Below are 22,541 nucleotides of genomic sequence, written 5' to 3'. Positions count from 1 at the left end.
TGGCGCGCTCCTCGGCCGGGGGCTCGGGCTCCAGCTCCTCGGTGAACGCCGGCCAGGAAGATCTTCCGAAGACCAACAGCGGCATCCGGTCCGTCGCCCTCGAGGAGGAGACGGTGGACGCACTGGAGCGACGCAAGCTCCTCCAGCAGGAGGAGAAGCGTAAGTGGGGCGACGCGTGGAAGGACACGGGCCGCGTCTTCACCGAGGAGGACGGCTCCCTCCTCCACCCGGGCAAGATCTCCGACCTCTTCGAGCGTCTCGTCGCCGAAGCGGGACTGCCGCCCATCCGACTGCACGACCTGCGTCACGACGCCGCGACCCTCATGCTCGCCGCCGGCGTCGACATCAAGGTCGTCTCGGACACACTGGGTCACAGCGACAGCCGCATCACACGCGACATCTATCAGTCGGTACTCGACGACCTCGCACGAGCGGCGGCGGAGGCCGTCGTAAAGCTCGTACCACGCGCGCCGAAAGCGATCCGCTCGGTGATCGAACAGCGAGCGACTCGACCTACTCTTTCCGTCAGTGCGTCGCCCCGCTGTACGTGCAAGTGCACGTGCGGTGCTGCTCAAAGTGAAGCACTCACGACATAGCCAGTTCGCCTGTCGTTGGCCCCGGGCACAGGACCGTCGGTTCCTGTGCCCGGGGTCTTTCGCTTCCACCTCCGCCGTGCTGCCGAGGTGGTCGACGTTCCAACGGACCTGTCGTCCGTGCCCCGTCTACGAACCCGCGTTTCGTGCCTCAGCGCCAACTGTCAATCATGCGACCGAGGCTTACATTGCAGTCGGCATGGTTCGTTACCGTGTACGAGTTCAGACACTGCCCCACTGACCACAGGGCCACCCAAAGGATTGCTAACCGGCTTGAAATGCGATAAAGCAACCATAGCCGCGAGCCGCGAGCCGCGAGCCGCGAGCCGCGAGCCGCGAGCCGCGAGCCGCGAGCCGCGAGCCGCGAGCCGCGAGCCGCGAGCCGCGAGCCGCTGACCGACTGGAGGCGTGGGTTTGTTAGAGGCGGTCGGCTTGTTCGGTAGCCAGCCGCTTCGCGTGCCCGTGGGCTCTGATGCCCACCGCTGGAGCACCTTGCACGGCGAGCGCACCCTTGTCGTCGCCGCCCGTACCGTCACTTCGACCGTACGCGCCCTCGAAACACTGCCGTCGCTCCTGCGCGACGACGCCCGCGTGACCGTCGTCTTCGCCTACGACCCCACTTCCGCTTTCAACGACGGCGTCCTCGACCTCCTCCACGCCGCCGGCTGCCGGGTCGCTCCCTGGGAGCAGCTGGGGCACATCGCCCCCGACCTCATCCTGTCCGCCAGCGAGAATATCGACGTGCCGGAGGGCGATTGCCCGGTGCTGGTGCTGCCGCACGGCGTCGGCTTCCAGAAGTTCGTGCCGGATTCCCGCAGTCCACACGAGAGGCTCTCCGGAGTCGTACCGGATTCCCTCCTGGAGTCGGGACGTGCCTGGCTTGCGGTCTCGCATCCGGCGCAGGAGGAACAGTTGATCGCCACCCATCCGAAGTCGGCCGGGCGCACGCTGATGGTGGGTGACCCGTGCTTCGACGAGCTGGTGGGCAGCCGGTCGCGCAGGAGGGCGTACCGAGAGGCGTTGGGCGTCGCGGAGCATCAGTGTCTGGTCATGGTCAGTTCCGCCTGGGGCCGCACTTCGCTCCTGGGGAGTCTCCCGGATCTTCTCCCGCGTCTGATCGCCCAACTGCCCTGTGACCAGTACCAGGTCGGCGCGATCGTCCACCCCAATGTGTGGTCGGCTCACGGGGCCTGGCAGATCCGCACCCTGCTGGCCGCGGCCCTGGACGCGGGTTCTGCTGCTGATGCCGGCCGTCCACGCCTGGCGACCCGCGCTCGTCGCCGCCGACGTCGTCGTGGGCGATCACGGCTCGGTGACGCTGTACGGCGCGGCGGCCGGCACCCCACTGCTGCTCGCGGCATTCGGCAGCGACGCGGTGCCCGGGACCGCCGTCCACGAGCTGGCGGCCGTCGCGCCCCGGCTCGACACTCGCGGGAACCTGCGCTGGCAGGTGGAGGACGTCATACGCGGGCACACGCCCCAGCAGTACGCCGCCGTCGCCGCGCAGGCCTTCGCCGAACCGGGGCACGCCCTGGCCCGGCTCCGCACCGCCCTCTACCGCCTGCTGAAGCTTCCGGAGCCGTCCTCTCCCCCACCCGCTCCGCTGGTACTGCCGGATCCGGATCCGCCCGCCACGCCAGTCACCTCCTGGCAGGTGACCACGAACGTCACCGGGGACAGCGTGGCACCGACCGTTACCGTGCACCGCTTTCCGGCAACCGTCGCCTCGTACGGCAAGACCTGCCCGGAGTCCGCCGCCCTCTTCACGCACCTCGCCTGCGCGGACGACGAACGCGACCGTCGGCTGACCGAGAGCGCCTCGGTTCTCGTCCGACGCCGGCCCACATCCGCCGCGGTGACGGCGCTGCGCTGGATAGAGGACGCCCTCGCTCGGTTGCCCGGAAGCCTTCTCGCGGCATCGGCGGTGCGCGGGGGCGGCTGTCTGGTCGGGCTGCGGGACGGCCGGGTCGTGGAGGCGGCGGCCACGGGCCCGGTACTGGATCCGGGCCTGCCGGCCGCAGTCGTCTATGCCTGCCTGCGCGCGGGACTTCCGCTTGACGACACCCAAGTGACGCTGCGGATCGGTGACTTGCGGGACGAGGACGTTGTTCTGCGGCTTCGTCCCGCGTTGCCGACCGGATAGCGCTGCCTGGGCACATCGGGAACCAGGTTCAGCGGTCGAGATCGCTCAACCGCTGGCGCAGTTCCTCCACCAGGCGCTGGTTGCCGAGCGCCTCGTAGATGTCGGCGGCCCGGCCCAGGCAGTCGCGCACCAACTCCTCGTGACCGCCCTCCCTCTGGGCAACATCGGCGAGTCGCACTCGGGCCTGCGCCTCGTACTGCATTCCGTCCGCTACCTCGGACAGTTCCCGGATCGCCTCCCGCAGGTCGTGGATCGCCTGCCCGGTATCGCCGAGATTCCCGTGCACGACGCCGATGGCGGCCTTCACCCGCGCCGCCATCCGCCGGTCGGGCTCCGCACGGTCCTCCAAGTCCCGCTGTGCCCGGCGCAGCAGGTCCATGGCCTCCGCGTGATCGCCCCCTGCATCCAGGGCGCATCCGAGGAAGAAGGTGGCGAGGGCGGCACCGCGGGTTTCCCCGGCCCGCTCGTTGAGTTCGAGGGAGCGCCGGTACGCCCCGGCCGCTTCGGTCGGGGCAACGACATCCAGGTAACGGCCGAGGAATTCCTGAACGGAGGCCTGCAAGGCGAGGCGATCGGTCGCCTCGGCCAGGGCGACGGCCCCCTCCAGTTGCTCTCCCGCGCGGTCGTTCTCCCCGAGGTCCAGCAGTGGACGTGACAGCAGGCTGCGCAGCCGGGCACCGACCGCCGTGGCCTCCTCGTCGGTCTCCCCTGCCGTTTCCGCTACGGCGATCGCCGCCTCGGCCGCCTTGATACCCAGCTCCAGTGTTTCCGTCCACGCCCTGAGGTAGCGGTGGTAGAGGAACAGCACCGAGAACGCCTCGGCCAGTCGCCAGGCCAGGGTGTACAGCTCGTGCCGGACGATCTCGCGCAGTACCGCGAGAATGGCGGAACGCTCAGCGTTCAGCCACTCCAGCGGCGATGGACCGCTCGCTCTAGCGAATGGGTCGTGGGCGTCCCGCAGCAGGTCGTCGAGGTCGGCGATCCGCAGCCGCTCTCTCCTGAGCGCCCGGTCGGCGAAAGCGCTCAGCACGAGGTAGTGGGTTCCGACGCGCTGTGTCAGTGCCGTCTGCTCGGTCTGCGGCTCCTCGTCGGCCGCACACTCGCGGGCGTGCAGACGGACCAGGTCGTGCATGCGGTACCGGTCGTCGCGCATCTTCTCCACCAGGCTGGCCTTCGCCAGCACGCCCAGCAGGCGCTTCGCGCTCCCCGGGTCCACGCCAGCAGCGACCGCGGCTACGCCGGCGTCGAAGAGTCCGAACGGCAGCCATCCGAGCAGCCGGTAGAGCCGGGCCGCGTCGGGCGGCAGCAGCCGGTAGGAGGGGCCCAGAACTGCGGACACCGAGGACTCCTCCCCGTCCAGTGCGAGTCCGGCCAGCCGGCCTGCCTCGTCGTCGAGTTCGGCGGCCAGTTCCGCCATGCTGAGACTCTCGTCGTCCAGTCGCGCCGCCACCACCAGCAAGGCCACGGGCAGCCCGTCACACAGCTCCACCAGCCGCCGTGCGGCCTCCGGTTCGGCCTCGACTGCCTCCGGTCCGCACCGGTCTTTCAGCAGTTCCAGCCCACCATGTGTGTCCAGCGGCTTGACGCGGACCAACCGGGCACCGCCCTGGACGGCCAGTTCACCGATCCTGCCCTGACTCGTGGCCAGTACGGCGCTGCCTGCCCCCTTGGGAATCAGGGCGCGTACCTGTGCAGGCTGGTTGACGTCGTCGAGGACGAGAAGGATGCGCAGATCGGCCGTGCGCGACCGGAACAGATTGGTCCGGTCGAGGAGCGAGTCCGGAATACCGAGCTCACCTCCCGGCAACGACCTCAGGCACATGGCCAGGGCCTCGGAGACGTCTCCGCCAGGACCGGTCAGCGGCGTGGCCTGGTCGCGCAGGGCCGCGAAATCCACGTACAACTGCCCGTCCGGAAAATGCCCCTTGACCTTCTCCGCGCACCGCCAGGCCATGGCCGACTTGCCGACCCCCGGAGGCCCGAACAGCACATCGACGCCCACAGATCCGGAGCCGCCCGCCAGCGCGCCGAGCCTCGTCTGCAGGGTCCCGAGTTCAGCCGTCCGATTACTGAACGGCTCGGTCACAACGGGCACTTGATCTGGCCTGGCGGGCTGGCCCGCCGCAGACGAGGGCGCCGGGGGGACGTGGAAGTGGACGTCACCGTGGATGGGTGAGCCCTGGAAGACCGGGCCGTGGTTCACTCCGCCGCTGACCAAGTTGACGAAAGTACGTGACGCGTCCGGCGCCAGCTCGGACAACAGCCGCGCCAGTTCCTCGGCTGCGCCCGGATCCTCCTGGAACAGACCTTCCAGCCGCTGCCGCAGGCGGGCTTGGACAACTGCCTGGGCCTCGGCGTCACCCACCGTGCGAGCCCTGTCCAACTCCTCGTACGTGGATTGCAGTTCCTCCTCGGCCGCCTCATCCGAAGCGCGTCGCCCGAAGAGTCGGGTCAGCCCGCTCTTCGCTCGCTCGTACGCATCCGAAACCATCAACCCGGCCAACGCCGTTGCCCCCGACGCGGCAAGAGCCCCGCCAACTCGGCTTCCACACAGCCCCCTTCGCCCTAATCCAGTCCCTCAAGGCAGTCGAACACCAACCGTAGAGAGGTCTTAGACGCTTGGACAGCCCAGCCCGTCGCGTACCCCATGGTCGCCTCCCGTTCCGGGAACAGGGCACTCCTTCCCTGATCGAAGTCGGCAGACACTGCTGCACACGGGTGAGCGCATCGGCGTATCGCATGACACCGGCTGACCGTGACGGCACCATGGAAGACGGCCTTACGGGAGGCCCCTCCTGACACCGCCCGACCGCGGTGTCGTCCCGGGAGAAAGAAGTCGAGGTCTGCTCCACCCGCCGCAGTACCCACAGCACCAAGTCGAAGCAGTCCGCTCTCGTACCTGCCGTGCTGGGTCGGCAGCGCGCGAGAGGGACAGACGTGCCGCACGGATACAGCGACCGCAACGCCAAGCGCCTACGCCGCTACACAGGACTCACGCACGCGCAGGCACAGCAATTGCTGAAGGATCGAGGGGGCAGAAGACCTCGGATCGCAGAGGCCACCGGGCCCCAACGCCTACTCGAAGCCCTGGTCTTCGAGCACCTGCGTGGCGACGTCGACTACTTCGCGCATCCCATCGGAATGAGTTCCGTCATCCCGCGCCATGACAGCCTCGTCATCTCGTTGGACGCGTCCTCAACCCGGCACGGTTACCCGCTGGTGGCCCACGCGCTGGACGGGTTGCTGCCGGCCGAACTTCCCAAGGCGGAGCAGACCTAGGCCGACGTTCGGGTTATCGGCGTACCCGGCATCCGGATCACTCAGGCCAGCAGGAAGGGGCTGCATCTGTCGCTCGCCGGGACCAGGGCAAGCGTGTTCCTCACGTGCGACGGAACCAGCAACTGGTCGTCCCTGGTTGCTGATCGCCGAGCACAACTGGAGGTTGCCGGGTACCGGCCGTGCTGGAATGAAGCGGTGATGACTGAGCCGGAGAGGGCGCTTCACCACGACCACCCGGAGATGTCCCGGGCTGTCGAGGATGCCTCCTGGCTTCCTAGCGGACTACTGCGCCGGAGCGGGCTCTTCCACGAGGTGAGCACGGTCACGGGCCGGCTGCCTGGCGACGACATCACCTGCCGTGCCTAGCGCCGAACGGCGCGGCCCAGTGGTGTTCGCCCATGTGCCGCTGAGGCTGTGACGCGAGCCGGAGTCACCTCCGGCCCCGGGGATCAGTCGAACCGTGGTCGGCGCTGAGATTGATCACGGTCCGGCTGTGGCCGGGAGGGGGCCGGCGGGGGTCGGCGGATGACGCACGCAACCGCGTAGCGGGTGTCCGCTGATCCGGTCGAACCGGACCAGTCCATGGCCACGATCTCTCCCCCGCGCGGGGTGCGACAGCGGCGGAGACCGCCAGGGGTGCGAAGCGGAAGACAGCACGGCGGCACTGACCGTGTCCGTCAGCAGTGTTCGTATCGGCGATGGATCCGGTCGTACGGTCATGCCCGGCTCCGCTCCGTCTCCTGATGCGGCCCCGGTTCCGGCTCCGTAGCGGTACTGACCGTCGCCCGGCGGAAAACTCACCGGGGCGAGGCCGGACCCGTCCAGCGGGCCGTTGTCAGTGCCTCGTGTCAAGCTGCGCGCATCTGACCGATTGCCCGATTCCGGGAGGTCTCCATGGGCGCGTCAACACCTACCTGAGCTTCGGCGGTGACGCCTGGCAGGCGATGGAGTCCCCGTCCCCGGGCGCGTCCGCGTCCGCCGCGCGGACGGGCGGCGGACGTGGCCCTGGCCAGAGCACACCCCGGGCGCCACCTTCTCGGTGCGCCTGAGCGACGACGACACCGACTCGCGCGGCTACCGGGAGAAGCTGTCCGCCGGCGGCTCGGTGTCCGTGCCGCCGGAGAAGCAGATGTGGGGCTACGTGTTCGGCATGTGCACGGACCGGTTCGGCATCCCTGGATGGTCGACATCATCCAGCCGCAGAGCTGACCGCGGAGCCGCACCACCCACGATGGGCTCCGCCGATCACCTGCGGAGCCCATCGTGGTCTTCCGTATCGGACCGCCCGGGGTCAGACCGCCCGAGCGGTGGTCGTCAGTCCGCCGTCTGTATCGCGTCGGTCGTCACCTTCCGCAGGAGCGGCTTGCTGCAGCCGATCGCGGCGAGCATGGCGAGCGCGCCGACGACCACGCAGACGGCGAGTTGGACGGCACCGGAGGTGTTCATCGAGATCCCGGCCAGCTTGTTGAACTGATATGCGCCGTAGACGCCCATCGCGGTGGTGCCGCCGGCCAGGACGGCCAGGGGAAGGACCGTCTCGCGGATCCGCGCCCGGTCCAGCATCTTCAGCGGAGTGCCGGCCAGCCGCAGCAGGCCGTAGACACGGCGTCGGTCGAGGACGTTCGCGGCGGCGGTCAGCCCGGCGGAGGCGGCCGCGACGAGGAAACTCATGACCAGGGTGGCGATGCCGACCACACCGACACGGTCCGCGCCCACGTTGTCCGGGGCGCTCACGTAGTCCTGGCTGAACGGCAGCAGGCCCGCCCCGAGGGGTATCAGCGCGGTGACGGCGGTGTCCACCTGGTCCTGGCCCCCGGAGACATGGGCGATCAGGCCCGCGCTGCCGCCCAGCACATTGTCGAAGTCGTCCTCGGAGGGGACGCTGACGGTGGCGGTGACGCCCGCTTCCCGCAGCAGGGTACGGGCCTTGGTGGCCGTGTCCCGGGCGGCGGCGCTGTCCGCGGTCACCACGGCGACCTGGCCGTGGTTGTCGGAAGCGTCGATGTCCAGCCCGATGACGGAGAAGAAGCCGGCCACGAATCCGGCCAGGACCAGGCCGCTGACGGTGCGCCAGGCGCCGCGCGGGTCGTCGCTGAGCCGACGGGCCGCCAGCAGAGTCGCCGGGCGGCGGGCGAAGCGGCCCGCGATCCGGCCCAGCCGGTCCACGACCCACGGGCCGAACAGCCAGAACGCGCCGTAGAACAGCCCCAGCAGGGCGATCAGCTGCTGGATCTTGAGCTGGCCGCCCTGCGTGGAGATGAAGACGTAACCCAGCACCACGGCGAACAGCACGAGGCGGATCATGCGGGTGCGGCGCGGATCAGCCTGCTGGGCGACGCCCAGGGGGGAGGTGGCCACCTGGCGCAGCATCGACACGGCGCTGACAGTGATGAGCGCGGTGACCGCCGCCACCACCGCCGCGAGCCAGGGCAGGCCCACCCACAGCTGGCCGGTGTACCAGTTGCCGATGCCGTAGGGAATCTGCGCGAGGGCGGGCAGCAGGGCCGCGTAGGCGAGCGCGCCCGTCAGTGCTCCGGCCGCGCCCACGGCCGCCGACTCCGCGGCGGTCATCGCGACGATCTGCCCCGGGGTGGCCCCGGCCAGCCGCAGCGCGGCGAGCCGCTGCTCACGCCGTGCGGCGCCCAGTCGCCCGGCCGCCGCGGCCAGCACGATCACGGGCGCCACCAGCAGCACCGAGCCCATCACCGCCGTCCACTGGTCGCTGCCGGTGAATATGCTCGGCTTGGGCTTGGCCGCGGAGAACCCGGCGATGCCGGCCCGCTCGGTCTGCCCCTCGTCGTACCAGTTGCCTCCGTCGGCCGCCTTGGACACCGCCGGGTCGGACGGCGCCCGCCCCACTACGGCCACCAGCTCATCAGGGGAGGCGAGTCCGGCCGCGCCGATCGTGCCGTACGACGCCGGCTTCGGGAAGCGGTCGGCCAACTGGCTCGCCGGCAGCTTGTGAATCAACTCGGCCAGCGCGGGGGAGAGGTAGACCTCGCCCTTCTTCGGGAAGGCGCTCAGACCGGGCGGCGGGGAGGTCGCCTCGCGGCCGGGCAGCTGGGCCAGCGACACCACGGAGACGGGATCGTGGCGGACGTACGTCGTGGCCAGGGCCTGGACTGCGGTCGCCCGCTCGGCGGACACGGCGGCCGGGGTGCGCCAGGTCGTGTGGTCGGCGCGGACGCCGGAGCCCAGGCCGACGGCGATCATCACCAGCATCACGAAGGCGCCGACGGCCGCGGCGCCGGCCGCGAGCAGGTGGCTCTGCAGGCCGCGGCGGCCGGAGGACCGGGTCAGATGCCAGGTCAGGGATAGGACAGGGGAAGGCATGGATGTCTCCGGGGCTCTTGGTCAGGCGACGGTGTATTGGGTGTGGTTGCTGATCCGGCCGTCGCGGACCTGGAGGATCCGGTCGCAGTGGGCGGCGACGTCGGCGTCGTGGGTGACCATGACCAGGGCGGTGCCCTGCTCGCGGGTGACGGACGTCAGCAGCCGTACGACCTCCTCGCTGGTGGTCTGGTCGAGGGCGCCGGTGGGCTCGTCGGCGAAGACCACGTCGGGGTCGACGACCAGGGCGCGGGCGATGGCGACGCGCTGTGCCTGGCCGCCGGACAGCTGGCCGGGGCGGCGCTGCTCCAGGCCGGCGAGGCCGAGCGGCGCGAACCAGCGGCGGGCCCGTTCGACGGCTGCCTTGCGCGGCACGCCCTCCAGCATCAGCGGCAGCGCGACGTTCTCCTCGGCGGGCAGTTCGGGCAGCAGCTGGCCGAACTGGAACACGAACCCGAACCGCTTGCGGCGCAGCGCGCTGAGCTTGTTCTCACCGAGGTTGTCGATGCGCTCGCCGCGCAGCAGCACTTGGCCGTCGTTCGGGCGGATGATCCCGGCGAGCGTGTGCAGCAGGGTGGACTTGCCGGACCCGGACGGGCCCATGATGGCCAGCGAGTCGCGCTCGCCGACCTCCACGTCCACACCGGCCAGCGCGATGGTGGAGCCGTACTTCTTGGTCAGGCCGTGACCGGCCAGAACGATGCTCATGACGGGGCTACTCCGGGGTGAGTGTCAGCGCTGGAATGTCCAGGTGACGGAGGAGTCCGTCGCCTTGACCACGGTCACGGGGATGTCGACGGTCTTGCCGTCGTCCTGCTTGCCGGTGCAGGTGAGGGTGGCGCCTTTGACGATCTTGAGGCCGGTCGGACAGCGCACGTCGGAGACCTTTCTTCCGACCCAGGGCAGCGGGTGGTACCTGCTTCCGACGCGGCCCTCGACGATGCCGGGCTTCAGGGCCTTGTGGCCGTCCACCGCCATCGTGCTGTACTTGTCCAACGGGGTGGTCGACTCGGCGTCGGCCAGCAGATGAGTGCCGACTCCCCCCACGGCGACGACGGCTGTCGCACCGCCGACGAGGCCGATGAGGAACTTGCGCCGCATCACGAACTCCTGATGTCCAGGGGAGAGGAAGTGGCTCCACCCTCGCCCGCGGACACCGCCGCCCGCCTCGGTCGAACGGTCACGCTTCCGGGCCGGGCTCCTCAGCCATTCGGCCGATGCCGCGGACGCCTCGGCCATTCGGACAGCCCCACCGCTGATGCCGGGCTGGACCAGGACGTCGCCATGCGGAGCAGTAGGCCAAAACGCGCTGAATCCACGGCTGCCCTGCGCAAGGCATGCACGGCCCCACGGAGCACGGTCCAGCATGGAGCGGAACGGACGGCAATAATTCGGACGCCGGTCGTCGCCTAAGCGCGTGGAAGCCGTGATCTACGAGCTGGCAAGCCCGGGAGTGGGAGTGGGCGGCGTCATCGGGGTGGTCCTGCTCGTGCTCGGATTCGTGGCACTGAGCGTGCTTCCGGCCGCAAGCACGGCTCGTACTCCATACGCCAGGAGCTCCAGCCCCGCGAAGACGGCACCCGCCGCTCCTTCAGCCGCGCCGGCTACGACTCCCTCAAGGCGGCCCAGGCCGACCTCGACCACGTCCGCGCTCTGCTCGGCCTCGCCGACACCGACGACCCCGAGGGCATGGCGCTGATCGCCGCCATGCTGGACGAGGTCGGCGACCAGAAGTCGCCGCTGGCCGATGTCGAGGAAACCCGGCGGCGCCTGAAGTCCGGTCAGGATCTGATCGGCCGCCTGACCGTCAGCGAGTGGCTCGACCGATGGCTCGACGGCAAGCGCATCCGCAAGTCGGGGCTCACTCGCTACGAGACCGATATCCGGGTCCACTTGAAGCCCCGGATCGGCCACCACCGCCTCGACCGCCTGCGCGTGAGCCACCTCAGCGAGATGTTCACCGCCATCGCCGACGCCAACGCCGAGATCCTGGAGCAGAACGCCCAGCGCCGGTCCGCCGTTGAGGAGTTGGCAACCGTGCCGTGGAAGGGCACGGACAACCGCGCCCGCCGCAAAGTGATGAAGACGGCGATCGACGCCATGCCCCCGTTCCGGCGCGTGACCGGCCCGACTACCCGGCTGCCATCAAGGCCACGCTGCAGGCCGCACTGAACGACGCGATCGGCCAGCAGATCCTCACCTTCAACCCGGCGGCCCACGTCAACTCGACCCCCTGCGCAAGCCGAAGGCTCTGGTGTGGACGGACGCGCGGGTCGCCAAGTGGGAGCAGACGGGCGAGAAGCCCTCGCCCGTGATGGTCTGGACACCCGAACAAACCGGCGAGTTCCTCGACTTCGTCGCGGAGGACCGGCTGTACGCGATGTGGCACCTGATCGCCTTCCGCGGCCTGCGGCGGGGCGAGACATGCGGGCAACCCTGGTCGGAGACCAACCTCGATGACCACTCCCTGACCGTCTCCGCCCAGCTCGTCCAGGACGGGTGGGAGGTCGAGACCTCCGAGCCCAAGACGGACAGCGGCTTCCGCGTGGTCGCGCTCGACGACGACACCGTCAGTGTCCTGAAGCGACACCTCGAACAGCAGGACGCGGACCGCGGGGAGTGGGAATCAGCCTGGGTGGACACCGGCATGGTCTTCACCCAGGAAGACGGCTCCTGGCTCCATCCCGGCAAGGTGACCGACCTCTTCGAGCGTCTTGTCGCCGCCTCCGGGCTCCCGCCGATCCGGCTGCACGACCTCCGACACGGCGCGGCCACGCTCATGCTCGCCGCAGGCATCGACGTCAAGATCGTGTCGGACACCCTCGGGCACAGCGACACCCGGAACACGCGGGACATTTACCAGAGCGTGCTGCCGCAGGTCGGCAAGAACGCCGCCGAGGCCACCGCGAAGCTGGTCCCGCTTCAGCGGAAGACGGAGGCGGAGGAGGCTCGTAAGGCCGCGAAGAAGGCGGCGGCCAAGGCGAACGCCGAGGCCAGGGCCAAGAGGAAGGGCAAGCGGAAGGAGCCCAAGAGGTAGGGCGCCGGACCACTCCGCTCACGCATCGCTCACGCAAGCCATCTCGCGGCCATACGGCCGTGTGACGCGCCATGCCCCGAGCAACACAAAAGGCCAGGTCACGGGCTATGTGACCTGGCCTTTGCCGGAGCCGCCTTCGGGATTCGAACCCGAGACCTACGCATTACGAGTGCGTTGCTCTGGCCATCTGAGCTAAGGCGGCGAGCCGTCCGCACCATGGTGCGATCAGCAACGTCGGTAAGTCTACACAGTTTCCGAGGGTGCTCTGCACCAGCCCCGGGCACCAGGTACCCGGGGCCGTAGCGGGTCTAGGAGCAGCGTTTTCCGTCCGTGGGAGGGGTGCCGCGGAGCAGGTAGGCGTTGATCGTGGAGTCGATGCAGGTGCTGCCGCGGCCGTAGGCGGTGTGGCCGTCTCCCTCGTAGGTGAGGAGGCGGGCGGAGGAGAGCTGGCCGGACAGGGCGCGGGCCCAGCGGTACGGCGTCGCCGGGTCGCGGGTGGTGCCGACCACGACGATCGGGGCCGCGCCCTTCGCCTCGATGCGGTGCGGCTCGCCCGTGGCCCCCACCGGCCAGTAGGCGCAGTTCAGGGAGGCCCAGGCGAGGCCCTTGCCGAAGACGGGGGACGCCTTCTCGAAGGCGGGGAGAGACTGCTGGACCTCGTCGGGGGTGTCGAAGGCGGCCGGGAGGTCGAGGCAGTTCACGGCGGCGTTGGCGAACATCAGGTTCGCGTAGCGGCCCTCCGCGTCGCGTTCGTAGTAGCCGTCGGAGAGGACCAGCAGGCCCGCGCCGTCGTTGTCGTCCATCGCCGAGGTCAGTGCCTCGCGCAACTGCGCCCAGGCCCCCTCGTCGTACATCGCCGCGATCACTCCGGTGGTGGCGAGGGACTCGCCGAGCTTACGGCCGTCCGCGTCGCCCGTGGGGATCGGCCGGGCGTCCAGCTTCTCGAAGAAGGCCCTGAGGTTCCTGCCGGCCTCCGCGGTCTTCGTGCCCTTCGTGCCCAGCGGACAGTCCGGCTGCTGGACGCAGTCCTTCGCGAACGACTGGAACGCCGTCTCGAAGCCCGCCGTCTGGTCGAGGTTCATTCGGCGCGCCGGCTGCGAGGGATCCATCGCGCCGTCCAGGACCAGTCGGCCCGCCCGGTGCGGGAAGAGTCCCGCATACGTCGCCCCGAGGAACGTCCCGTACGACGCCCCCACGTAGTTCAGCCTCGCGTCGCCCAGCGCCGCCCGCACGATGTCCATGTCCCGGGCCGTCTCGACGGTGGACACGTGCCGCAGCAGCTTCGGCGAGTCCGCGCCGCAGCCCTCCGCGAACTTCTTGTACGCGTCGACGAGTTCGGTGGTCTCCCGCTTGTCGTCCGGCGTGATGTCCGTCTGCGTGTACGTGTCCATGTCCGGCCCGTCGAGGCATTCGACGGGCTCGCTGCGGGCGACGCCGCGTGGGTCGACCGCCACCATGTCGTAGCGGGCGCGGACCTGGGCCGGGTAGCCGATCCCGGCGTAAGCCTGGAGGTAGCCGATCGCCGAGCTGCCGGGCCCGCCCGGGTTCACCAGCAGCGAGCCCAGCCGCTTGCCCGGCCCGGTGGCCTTCTTGCGCGCGACGGCGAGCCGGACGTCGCCGTCGGCCGGATGCGCGTAGTCGAGCGGCGCCTTCAGCGTGGCGCACTCGAAGCCGGGGACTCCGCAGCCGCGCCACCTCGGTTTCTGCGCGTAGTACGGCGCGAGGGCGGCCGGCATGCCCTTCGGCAGCGCGGCGAGCGCGGCCACCGCGGCCGAGCCGGCCGAAGTCGTCGCGCTTCCCGAGGAACACGCGGAGACGAGCACCGCCGCGACGGTGAGGAGGGCGCCGCCGGCGGTACGGGCTCGGCGGGTGCGGGCTCTCCGTGTGCGGGAGCTGCGCGTCCTGGAGTTCGGGCCGGGCGAGTCGGTCTGGTCTGCCGCCATGCTGGGGCGGGAGCTGCGCCTGATGAACATCAACCGAGCGTAACTCTGTGCGGTGGCTTGAACGCTCTCCGCGTACGCCATGGCTCGTACGAGTGACGCGGTCAACCTCCTGTGCCGGTTCCTACGGCCGGGTCTGTCCTCGTGGGTCAGCCCGCTCTGAGTGCCATGGTCATCGCCTCCACCGCGAGCAGCGGGGCCACGTTGCGGTCGAGGGCCTCTCGGCAGGCGGCGATCGCCTCGATGCGGCGGAGCGTGGACTCCGGGGAGCTGCCGCGGGCGAGCCGCTCCAGGGCGTCCTCGGCGTCGACGTTGGCGATCGCGACCCGGGAGCCGAGCTGAAGGGCGAGGACGTCGCGGTAGAAGGCGGTGAGGTCGGTCAGGGCGAGGTCGAGGCTGTCGCGCTGCGTACGGGTTCTGCGGCGCTTCTGCTTGTCCTCCAGGTCCTTCATCACACCCGCCGTGCCGCGCGGCATCCGGCCGCTCTGGGACGCGCCCATCGCCGCCTTGAGCTCTTCCGTCTCCTTGCCGTCCCTCTCCTCGGCGAGCTGCTTGGCGTCCTCGGCGGCCGCGTCGACCAGTTCCTGGGCGGCCTTGAGACAGCCGCCGATGTCCTCGACCCGCAGGGGCAGCTTCAGCACGGCGGCGCGGCGCTCGCGCGCGGCCGGGTCGGTGGCGAGACGGCGGGCCCGGTCGACATGGCCCTGGGTGGCGCGGGCGGCGGCCATGGCGGCGGCGGGCTCGACGCCCTCACGGCGTACGAGCATGTCGGCGACGGCGTCGACCGAGGGCGTCGAGAGGTTCAGGTGGCGGCAGCGGGAGCGGATGGTGGGCAGAACGTCCTCGATGGAGGGGGCGCACAGCAGCCAGACCGTCCGGGGGGCGGGCTCCTCGACTGCCTTGAGGACGGCGTTGGCCGATTTCTCGTTCAGCCGCTCGGCGTCCTCGACGAGGATGACCTGCCAGCGGCCGGTCGCCGGCGAGGTGAAGGACTTGCGGACGGTGTCCCGCATGTCGTCGGCGAGGATCTGCGTGCCGACGGCCGCGACGATGGTGACGTCGGCATGGGTGCCGATGAGCGCCGTATGACATCCGTCGCAGAAGCCGCAGCCAGGGGATCCGCCGAGGGCACGGTCCGGGCTGACGCACTGCAGCGCGGCGGCGAAGGCCCGCGCCGCCTGAATGTGCCCCGCGCCGGGCGGTCCCGTGAACAGCCAGGCGTGTGTCATCTTCGACGCCTCCGGCGGCGGCGTGTCGGCGGTGGCCGCGGTGACCAGGGCGTCGGCATCCCGAGCGGCGGCGTCGAGCTGCTCGCTCACCCTCTCCTGGCCGACCAGGTCGTCCCAGACGGTCATCCCTCACCCCGCTCTTTCCTCATGTCACGCGGTACGGGATCCATTGTGGAGGGCGGCACTGACAACGCGGCACCGGCGATGAGGTGGGCTCAGCCGCGGGCGGTCTCGTCCGCTGCTCAGCCGCGCCGCCCCCGGCCACGCCGCCCCCGCCCGTCGTCGAACTCCTCGTCCTCACGCGGGCCGAGCAACTCGTCCGCCAGCGTCGGCAGGTCGTCCAGTGGTGTCTCCTCGGCCCAGTCGGACCGCGTCCGCCGTCGAGGAGCCCCGTCCTCGTCGACCTGGGGCAGCTCACGCGTGCGGTCCTCGGTACCGTCCGGCCGGGCCCCCGGCTGCTCGTCCCGGAAGAACCCGGGCGGAACCCGGTCCTCAGTGCCCTTGTCCCGCACGGGCGGCAGCACCGCGGTCTCATCGGCGGCACCGTCCGGCGCCACGGCGGGCAGTACGGCGGTCTCGTCGGCGGCCCCCGGAGGAACCGACGGCAACACGGCCGTCTCGTCCGCCGCCCCCGGAGGAACCGGCGGCTGCGGCAGCTCGGCCGTCACCTCGGAGTCGGGCCCACCGGAGCCGGAGCCCCGCTCACCCGCCCCCTGCGCGTCCCTCTCGCCGCCCTGGTCCTTCTGGTCCCGGACCCGCGGCAGCACCGCCGTCTCGTCCACCGGCCCGCCCGACGCGTTCGTCGGCGTCACGACCGGTGTCGGTACGGTCGCCGCGTCCGGCGTGACGCCAGGAGCCGTCGGCTGCGGCCCGGTCGCCTTGGGCCCGGCCTCCGCCGCGGCCGCCGCCTGCTCGGCCAGCCGCCGGGCCTCCTCGGCCCGCAGCAGCGCCTCCTCGGCCTTGCGCTGCTTCTCCAGGCGCCGCGCCTCGGCCTCGGCGCGCAGCCGGGCCTCCTCCTCGGCCTGCTTGCGGCGCCGGTCCTCCTCGGCCTTGCGCCGGGCCTCTTCCTCGGCCCGCGCCTTCTCCTCCGCGAGGAGCCGCTGTCGCTCCTCCTCGGCCCGCTTACGCGCTTCCTCGGCCCGCAGCCGGGCCTCCTCCGCCTGCCGTTCGGCCTCGCGCCGCTGCGCCTCCTCCAGTTCGCGCCGCTTGCGCTCCTCTTCCTCGGCCTTCAGCCGCGCGAGCTGCTCCTGGCGCTCCCGCTCCAGGCGCTCTTCCTCGGCCTTGCGGGCGGCCTCTTCCTCGGCCTTGCGCCGGGCCTCCTCCTCGGCCTTGCGGCGCGCCTCCTCCCGGGCCTGGATCTCGGCCTCGGACAGCGGCAGTACCTGGTCCAGCCGGTGCCGGATGACGGTCGTGACGGCCTCGGGCTCCTGACCGGCGTCCACCACCAGGTAGCGCCCGGGGTCGGCCGCGGCCAGCGTCAGGAAACCGGACCGCACGCGCGCGTGGAACTCGGCCGGCTCCGACTCCAGCCGGTCCGGCGCCTCGGTGAACCGCTCGCGGGCGGTCTCCGGCGAGACGTCCAGCAGCACGGTCAGATGCGGGACCAGGCCGTTCGTCGCCCAGCGGTTGATCCGGGCGACCTCGGTCGGGGACAGATCACGGCCCGCCCCCTGATAGGCCACCGAGGAGTCGATGTACCGGTCCGAGATGACCACCGCGCCGCGCTCCAGCGCGGGCCGTACGACCGTGTCCACGTGTTCCGCGCGGTCCGCCGCGTACAGCAGTGCCTCCGCCCGGTGTGAGAGACCGGCGCTCGACACGTCCAGCAGGATCGACCGCAGCCGCTTGCCCACCGGCGTCGCCCCCGGCTCCCGCGTCACCACGACCTCGTGCCCCTTGGCCCGGATCCACTCGGCGAGTGCCTCGGCCTGGGTGGACTTCCCGGCGCCGTCGCCGCCCTCCAGGGCGATGAAGAAGCCGTTCGAGGCGGACGCCGTCACCGGGTCGTCACCGCCGAGCAGCGCGTCCCGCAGGTCGTGCCGCAGCGGCACGCCCGAACGGTCGTCGACCTTGGCCAGCACCAGCGCGGCCACCGGCAGCAGCAGCGCGCCGACCAGCATCAGGGTGAAGGCCGCGCCGCCGTGGGCGAACACGAACTTGCCGTTCTCCAGGCGGTGCGGGCCGATCGCCGCCGCCACCAGGGGCGCGATCACCGCGCCGAGCGCCACCAGGACCCGTACGACCGCGTGCAGATGCTCCGTCGTACGCGCCCGCCGGTTGTCCTCGGCCTCCTGGTCGAGCAGCGTGTGGCCGGTGTTGGCGGCCATGCCCGCGCCGACGCCGGCCAGCACGAGGATCAGCACCACGCTGGTGACGTCCGGGACGAGACCGGCGGCCAGCAGCGCCACGCCGGTGAAGGCGATCGTCAGCGACAGCAGCCGACGGCGCGACAACGACGGCAGCAAGGACGGCGCCGTACGGATGCCGACGACCACTCCGCCGGTCAGCGCGCACACCAGCAGCCCGTACATCACCGGGCCGCCGCCCAGCTCCTTGGCGTGCAGCACGGCGACACCCACCGCGGCCGCCACCGCCGCGGCGACGGCCGCGCAGGCGAGGACGAGCATCGGGATCGCGCCGGTGCGGCCCTTGTCGACGCCCGAGCCCGTCTTGGGTCGGCGCAGCCCCTCCAGCGGCGAACGCGCGCGCGGGGTACGCGTGTCGGGCAGCTCCAGGAAGGTCAGCAAGGACAGGGACGCGGCGAACAGCCCGGCCGCGACATACGACGCGAGGGCCGCCTGGTGCTGGGAGAACCAGGCGATTCCCGCGCCCAGAAGATTGTTGAGCAGCGCCGCGACGACGAGCGCGGCGGCCGCGAGCGGGATCGCCACGAAGCTCGTACGCATCGATAGGCGGCGCAGGGCGTCCATGTGGTCCGGCAGCGGTCGTACCGTCGCGCCCTCCGGGGGCGGTGGGGGCAGCAGCGCGGGCGCCGCGCTCTCCCGGCACACCGTCCAGAAGCGCTCGGCGACTCCGGTCACGAAGGCGGTGACCAGGATGACGGCCACCGCGTCGTCGGGCGTCCAGTCGATCCACAGGGGCGCCACGATGAGCAACGCCGCCCGCAGTCCGTCCGCGCCGACCATGGTCCAGCGGCGGTCGAGGGGGCCCTCCTGGGAGGTGAGCGAGGTGAGCGGGCCGAGGAGGACCGCCCCGAAGAGCAGCGTCGCCAGGATGCGCACCGCGAAAACGGTCGCCACTGCGAACGCCACGCCCCGGTAGCCGCCGCCGAACGAGCCCTCGGCGACCGCTGCTTGGAGGGCGAGGACCACCAGCACAAGGAGCGCGAGGGTGTCGCCGACACCGCCCACGAGTTGTGCGCTCCACAGCCGTTTCAGCTGCGGTCGGCGCAGCAGGGCGCGGACGGCGCGCTCACGGGAGTCCGCGACCAGGGCGTCGTCGGGGGCCGGGTGAGAGGCCGTTGGCTGTTCGGCTCGCGTCATGCTTTCAGCCTATCGGCAGCCGCCGACAGCCCGGAGCGCCCGTCCGAACGTGCGCACGCCCCGACACCAAAGTGATGCCGGGGCGTTCGTTTTGCGAAGGCTCCGTGGAGGAATGCGGAGAAACGCGGCGCGTCTCAGTCCTCCGCGGCTCGATCCTTCGCGCTCAGTCCTCCGAAGCCGTCTTGGAAGCCGTCGCCTTCTTCGCGGCGGTCTTCTTGGCGGTCGTCTTCTTCGCGGCCGTCGTCGTCTTCTTCGCCGCTGTCTTCTTGGCGGCCGTCTTCTTGGCCGGGGCGGCCTTCTTCGCGGCGGCCTTCTTCGCCGTCTTCTTGGCAGGCGCCTTCGCCCGCTTCTCGGCGAGGAGTTCGAAGCCGCGCTCCGAGGTGATCGTCTCGACGCTGTCGCCGGAGCGCAGGGTCGCGTTGGTCTCCCCGTCGGTGACGTACGGCCCGAAGCGGCCGTCCTTGACCACGACCGGCTTCTTGCTCACCGGGTCCTCGCCCAGCTCCTTCAGCGGCGGCTTGGCGGCGGCGCGGCCACGCTGCTTGGGCTGGGCGTAGATCGCCTGCGCCTCCTCCAGCGTGATCGTGAACAGCTGCTCCTCGGACTGCAGGGACCGCGAGTCCGTGCCCTTCTTCAGGTACGGGCCGTAGCGGCCGTTCTGCGCGGTGATCTCCACACCGTCCGCGTCCGTGCCGACGACACGCGGCAGCGACATCAGCTTCAGGGCGTCCTCGATGGTCACCGTGTCGAGCGACATCGACTTGAACAGCGAGGCCGTACGCGGCTTGACGGCGTTCTTGCCGGTCTTCGGGGTGCCCTCGGGGAGCACCTCGGTGACGTACGGGCCGTAGCGGCCGTCCCTGGCGATGATCTGGTGCCCTGTGGACGGGTCGGTGCCCAGCTCGAAGTCGCCGCTCGGCTTGGCGAGCAGCTCCTCCGCGTACTCGACGCTCAGCTCGTCCGGGGCCAGGTCCTCGGGGACGTCCGCGCGCTGATGGTTCTCGGAGTCCTTCTCGCCGCGCTCGATGTACGGGCCGTAGCGGCCGACCCGCAGCACGATGCCGCTGCCCACCGGGAACGACGACACCTCGCGCGCGTCGATCGCGCCCAGGTCGGTCACCAGCTCCTTGAGGCCGCCGAGGTGGTCCCCGTCGCCGTTGCCGGCCTCGGCCGCGCCACCGTTGCCGGTGCCCTCGCCGAAGTAGAACCGCTTCAGCCACGGCACGGCCTGCGCCTCGCCGCGTGCGATGCGGTCGAGGTCGTCCTCCATCTTGGCGGTGAAGTCGTAGTCGACGAGCCGCCCGAAGTGCTTCTCCAGGAGGTTGACCACGGCGAAGGACAGGAAGGACGGCACGAGGGCCGTGCCCTTCTTGAACACGTAGCCGCGGTCGAGGATCGTGCCGATGATCGACGCGTACGTCGACGGGCGGCCGATCTCGCGCTCTTCGAGCTCCTTGACCAGGCTGGCCTCGGTGTAGCGGGCCGGGGGCTTGGTGGCGTGCCCGTCGACCGTGATCTCCTCGGCGCTCAGCGCGTCGCCCTCGCTCACCTGGGGCAGACGGCGCTCGCGGTCGTCCAGCTCGGCGTTCGGGTCGTCGGCGCCCTCGACGTACGCCTTCAGGAAGCCGTGGAAGGTGATCGTCTTGCCGGAGGCGCTGAACTCGACGTCCCGGCCGTCGGCGGCGGCGCCACCGATCTTCACCGTCACGCTGTTGCCGGTCGCGTCCTTCATCTGGGAGGCGACCGTCCGCTTCCAGATCAGCTCGTAGAGCCTGAACTGGTCGCCGGTCAGGCCGGTCTCGGCAGGCGTGCGGAAGCGGTCGCCCGAGGGGCGGATCGCCTCGTGCGCCTCCTGCGCGTTCTTGACCTTTCCGGCGTACGTCCGCGGCTGTGCCGGCAGGTAGTCGGCGCCGTACAGCTGCGTGACCTGGGCGCGGGCGGCGGCGATCGCCGTGTCCGACAGGGTCGTGGAGTCCGTACGCATGTACGTGATGAAGCCGTTCTCGTACAGCTTCTGCGCGATCTGCATCGTGGCCTTCGCGCCGAAGCCGAGCTTCCTCGAGGCTTCCTGCTGGAGCGTCGTCGTACGGAACGGGGCGTACGGCGAGCGGCGGTACGGCTTCGACTCGACGGACCGGACGGCGAACCGCGTGTTCTCCAGGGCGGTGGCCAGGGCGCGGGCGTTCGCCTCGTCGAGGTGGAGGGTGTTCGCGCTCTTGAGTTGTCCCAGGGAGTCGAAGTCGCGGCCCTGCGCGACCCGCCTGCCGTCGACGGTCTGGAGGCGGGCGACCAGCGACGACGGGTCCGACGCGTCCCCCGCGCGGCCGGTCGCGAAGGTGCCCGTCAGGTCCCAGTACTCAGCAGAACGGAAAGCGATGCGCTCGCGTTCCCGCTCCACGACGAGTCGCGTGGCGACCGACTGGACACGGCCGGCCGACAGCCGCGGCATGACCTTCTTCCACAGGACCGGCGAGACCTCGTAGCCGTAGAGACGGTCGAGGATGCGGCGGGTCTCCTGGGCGTCGACCAGCTTCTGGTTCAGCTCGCGCGGGTTGGCGACGGCGGCCTGGATCGCGGCCTTGGTGATCTCGTGGAAGACCATCCGCTTGACCGGGACCTTGGGCTTCAGCACCTCCTGGAGATGCCAGGCGATGGCCTCGCCCTCCCGGTCCTCATCGGTGGCGAGGAAGAGCTCGTCGGAGTCCTTCAGCAGGTCCTTGAGCTTCTTGACCTGGGCCCTCTTGTCGGCGTTGACCACATAGATGGGCTGGAAGTCGTGATCGACGTCCACGCCGAGACGACGGACCTCGCCGGTGTACTGCTCCGGCACCTCCGCGGCGCCGTTGGGGAGGTCGCGGATGTGCCCGACGCTCGCCTCGACGACGTACCCGGGGCCGAGATAGCCCTTGATCGTCTTCGCCTTGGCAGGCGACTCGACGATGACGAGTCGGCGGCCGCCCTGTGCGGTCTCGCTGGTCGGGGACAACTTCGCTCTTCTCTCCGGTCGACACTGGGGTCTCTCCCCAGGGCTTGGTCCCGGGGTCGGGTCATGCTGACGCTGCGGAGTGTGACGGTACATCCCGCCCCCGTGTCAAACGGGAAAAGCCCGCAACGGCCACTCGAACGGTAACCCGACTACCGCCATTCCTGCCGCCCGGAGTGCCCACCAGCCTTTTCGAGCCTATCCGGAGGGTGACCTCCCAATTACCTGGGCCGCAACTCCAAGGCCGCCCTCAGACGCGGGAGAAGCACCACGTTCCGACGGCCAGCGCGATCACCGCGACGGTGGTCGCGAGGGTCGCCGATGCGACGGGGCTCACACCGTCGGCGACCGGTTCACGATGCCGGACACGGGCCGCGGTCCACACCAGCAGCCCGCCCCCGAACAGGCCGAACACCATTCCCGCGAAGACCGCCGGTCCGCTTTCCATGGCCGTATGCGCCCCTTTTCTCCCGTTGCGAGTGCCCAGCCCGTGGAGGCTGACAC

13 protein-coding genes, 1 tRNA gene and 3 pseudogenes are annotated in these 22,541 nt (G+C 70.7%); 6 read left to right on the top strand and 11 right to left on the bottom strand.

The genetic code is table 11. The features are described from left to right. Positions 1-56: 56 nt before the first annotated feature. Positions 57-596: pseudogene (locus tag ABT063_RS22345) on the top strand (site-specific integrase); the annotation flags it as partial. 414 nt (positions 597-1,010) lie between these two features. Here ABT063_RS22345 and ABT063_RS52250 read toward each other — a convergent pair. Next, entirely contained in the window at positions 1,011-1,487 is a 477-nt protein-coding gene (locus ABT063_RS52250; RefSeq protein WP_502990863.1) for a hypothetical protein, read from the bottom strand. A 349-nt stretch (positions 1,488-1,836) separates the two neighbouring features. Here ABT063_RS52250 and ABT063_RS52245 point away from each other — a divergent pair, with 349 nt between their 5' ends. After that, positions 1,837-2,736 carry a hypothetical protein gene (locus ABT063_RS52245; RefSeq protein ID WP_502990862.1) on the top strand — a complete coding sequence of 300 codons (900 nt, stop codon included), beginning with the start codon at positions 1,837-1,839 and terminating at the stop codon, positions 2,734-2,736. 28 nt (positions 2,737-2,764) lie between these two features. Here the strand turns inward: ABT063_RS52245 and ABT063_RS22335 are convergent, their stop codons facing one another. Beyond that, the gene (locus tag ABT063_RS22335; protein WP_351059127.1) at positions 2,765-5,227 is read right to left on the bottom strand and encodes an NB-ARC domain-containing protein; all 2,463 of its coding nucleotides are present in this window, start codon (positions 5,225-5,227) and stop codon (positions 2,765-2,767) included. A 446-nt stretch (positions 5,228-5,673) separates the two neighbouring features. On the opposite strand from ABT063_RS22335, the gene ABT063_RS22330 reads away from it, so the two are divergent. Together ABT063_RS22330 and ABT063_RS22325 are read left to right on the top strand one after the other, a co-directional pair. Next, a complete protein-coding gene (locus ABT063_RS22330) occupies positions 5,674-6,015 on the top strand; it encodes a hypothetical protein (protein ID WP_351059126.1) in 342 nt (113 codons plus the stop codon). 198 nt (positions 6,016-6,213) lie between these two features. Further along, positions 6,214-6,381 carry a hypothetical protein gene (locus ABT063_RS22325; RefSeq protein WP_351059125.1) on the top strand — a complete coding sequence of 56 codons (168 nt, stop codon included), beginning with the start codon at positions 6,214-6,216 and terminating at the stop codon, positions 6,379-6,381. 948 nt (positions 6,382-7,329) lie between these two features. Here ABT063_RS22325 and ABT063_RS22320 read toward each other — a convergent pair. From ABT063_RS22320 to ABT063_RS22310, 3 genes are read right to left on the bottom strand one after another with little or no spacing between them, the layout of a single operon-like run. Continuing rightward, positions 7,330-9,348 carry an FtsX-like permease family protein gene (locus ABT063_RS22320; protein ID WP_351059124.1) on the bottom strand — a complete coding sequence of 673 codons (2,019 nt, stop codon included), beginning with the start codon at positions 9,346-9,348 and terminating at the stop codon, positions 7,330-7,332. Between the two features lie 21 nt (positions 9,349-9,369). After that, positions 9,370-10,053, bottom strand: a complete 684-nt coding sequence (locus ABT063_RS22315) for an ABC transporter ATP-binding protein (protein ID WP_351059123.1) — start codon at positions 10,051-10,053, stop codon at positions 9,370-9,372. Between the two features lie 24 nt (positions 10,054-10,077). Further along, on the bottom strand, positions 10,078-10,446 hold the full coding sequence (locus tag ABT063_RS22310; RefSeq protein ID WP_351059122.1) for a DUF4333 domain-containing protein: 369 nt from the start codon (positions 10,444-10,446) through the stop codon (positions 10,078-10,080). Positions 10,447-10,762: 316 nt separating this feature from the next. Between ABT063_RS22310 and ABT063_RS52240 the strand changes: the two are divergent. Next, positions 10,763-10,828 (top strand): annotated as a pseudogene (locus tag ABT063_RS52240) (hypothetical protein); the annotation flags it as partial. Between the two features lie 14 nt (positions 10,829-10,842). Next, positions 10,843-12,382 (top strand): annotated as a pseudogene (locus ABT063_RS22305) (site-specific integrase). A 128-nt stretch (positions 12,383-12,510) separates the two neighbouring features. Here the strand turns inward: ABT063_RS22305 and ABT063_RS22300 are convergent. From ABT063_RS22300 to ABT063_RS22275, 6 genes are all read right to left on the bottom strand, one after another. Further along, a tRNA-Thr gene (locus ABT063_RS22300) sits at positions 12,511-12,584 on the bottom strand. 106 nt (positions 12,585-12,690) lie between these two features. Beyond that, positions 12,691-14,325: an alpha/beta hydrolase gene (locus ABT063_RS22295; RefSeq protein ID WP_351059225.1), complete on the bottom strand. Its 1,635-nt coding sequence runs from the start codon at positions 14,323-14,325 to the stop codon at positions 12,691-12,693. Between the two features lie 146 nt (positions 14,326-14,471). Further along, positions 14,472-15,677 carry a DNA polymerase III subunit delta' gene (locus ABT063_RS22290; RefSeq protein WP_351059121.1) on the bottom strand — a complete coding sequence of 402 codons (1,206 nt, stop codon included), beginning with the start codon at positions 15,675-15,677 and terminating at the stop codon, positions 14,472-14,474. A 116-nt stretch (positions 15,678-15,793) separates the two neighbouring features. Beyond that, positions 15,794-19,054, bottom strand: a complete 3,261-nt coding sequence (gene tmk, locus ABT063_RS22285; protein WP_351059120.1) for a dTMP kinase — start codon at positions 19,052-19,054, stop codon at positions 15,794-15,796. Positions 19,055-19,217: 163 nt separating this feature from the next. Next, the gene (gene topA, locus ABT063_RS22280) at positions 19,218-22,040 is read right to left on the bottom strand and encodes a type I DNA topoisomerase (RefSeq protein ID WP_351059119.1); all 2,823 of its coding nucleotides are present in this window, start codon (positions 22,038-22,040) and stop codon (positions 19,218-19,220) included. 247 nt (positions 22,041-22,287) lie between these two features. Then, entirely contained in the window at positions 22,288-22,485 is a 198-nt protein-coding gene (locus tag ABT063_RS22275) for a hypothetical protein (RefSeq protein WP_351059118.1), read from the bottom strand. Between the last annotated feature and the right edge of the window lie 56 nt (positions 22,486-22,541).

This window comes from Streptomyces sp. NPDC002838 (assembly GCF_040295365.1).
Classification (GTDB): Bacteria; Actinomycetota; Actinomycetes; order Streptomycetales; family Streptomycetaceae; genus Streptomyces.
Note: the sequence above shows the minus strand (reverse complement) of the source record. Positions and strands in the feature narration are given on the sequence as shown.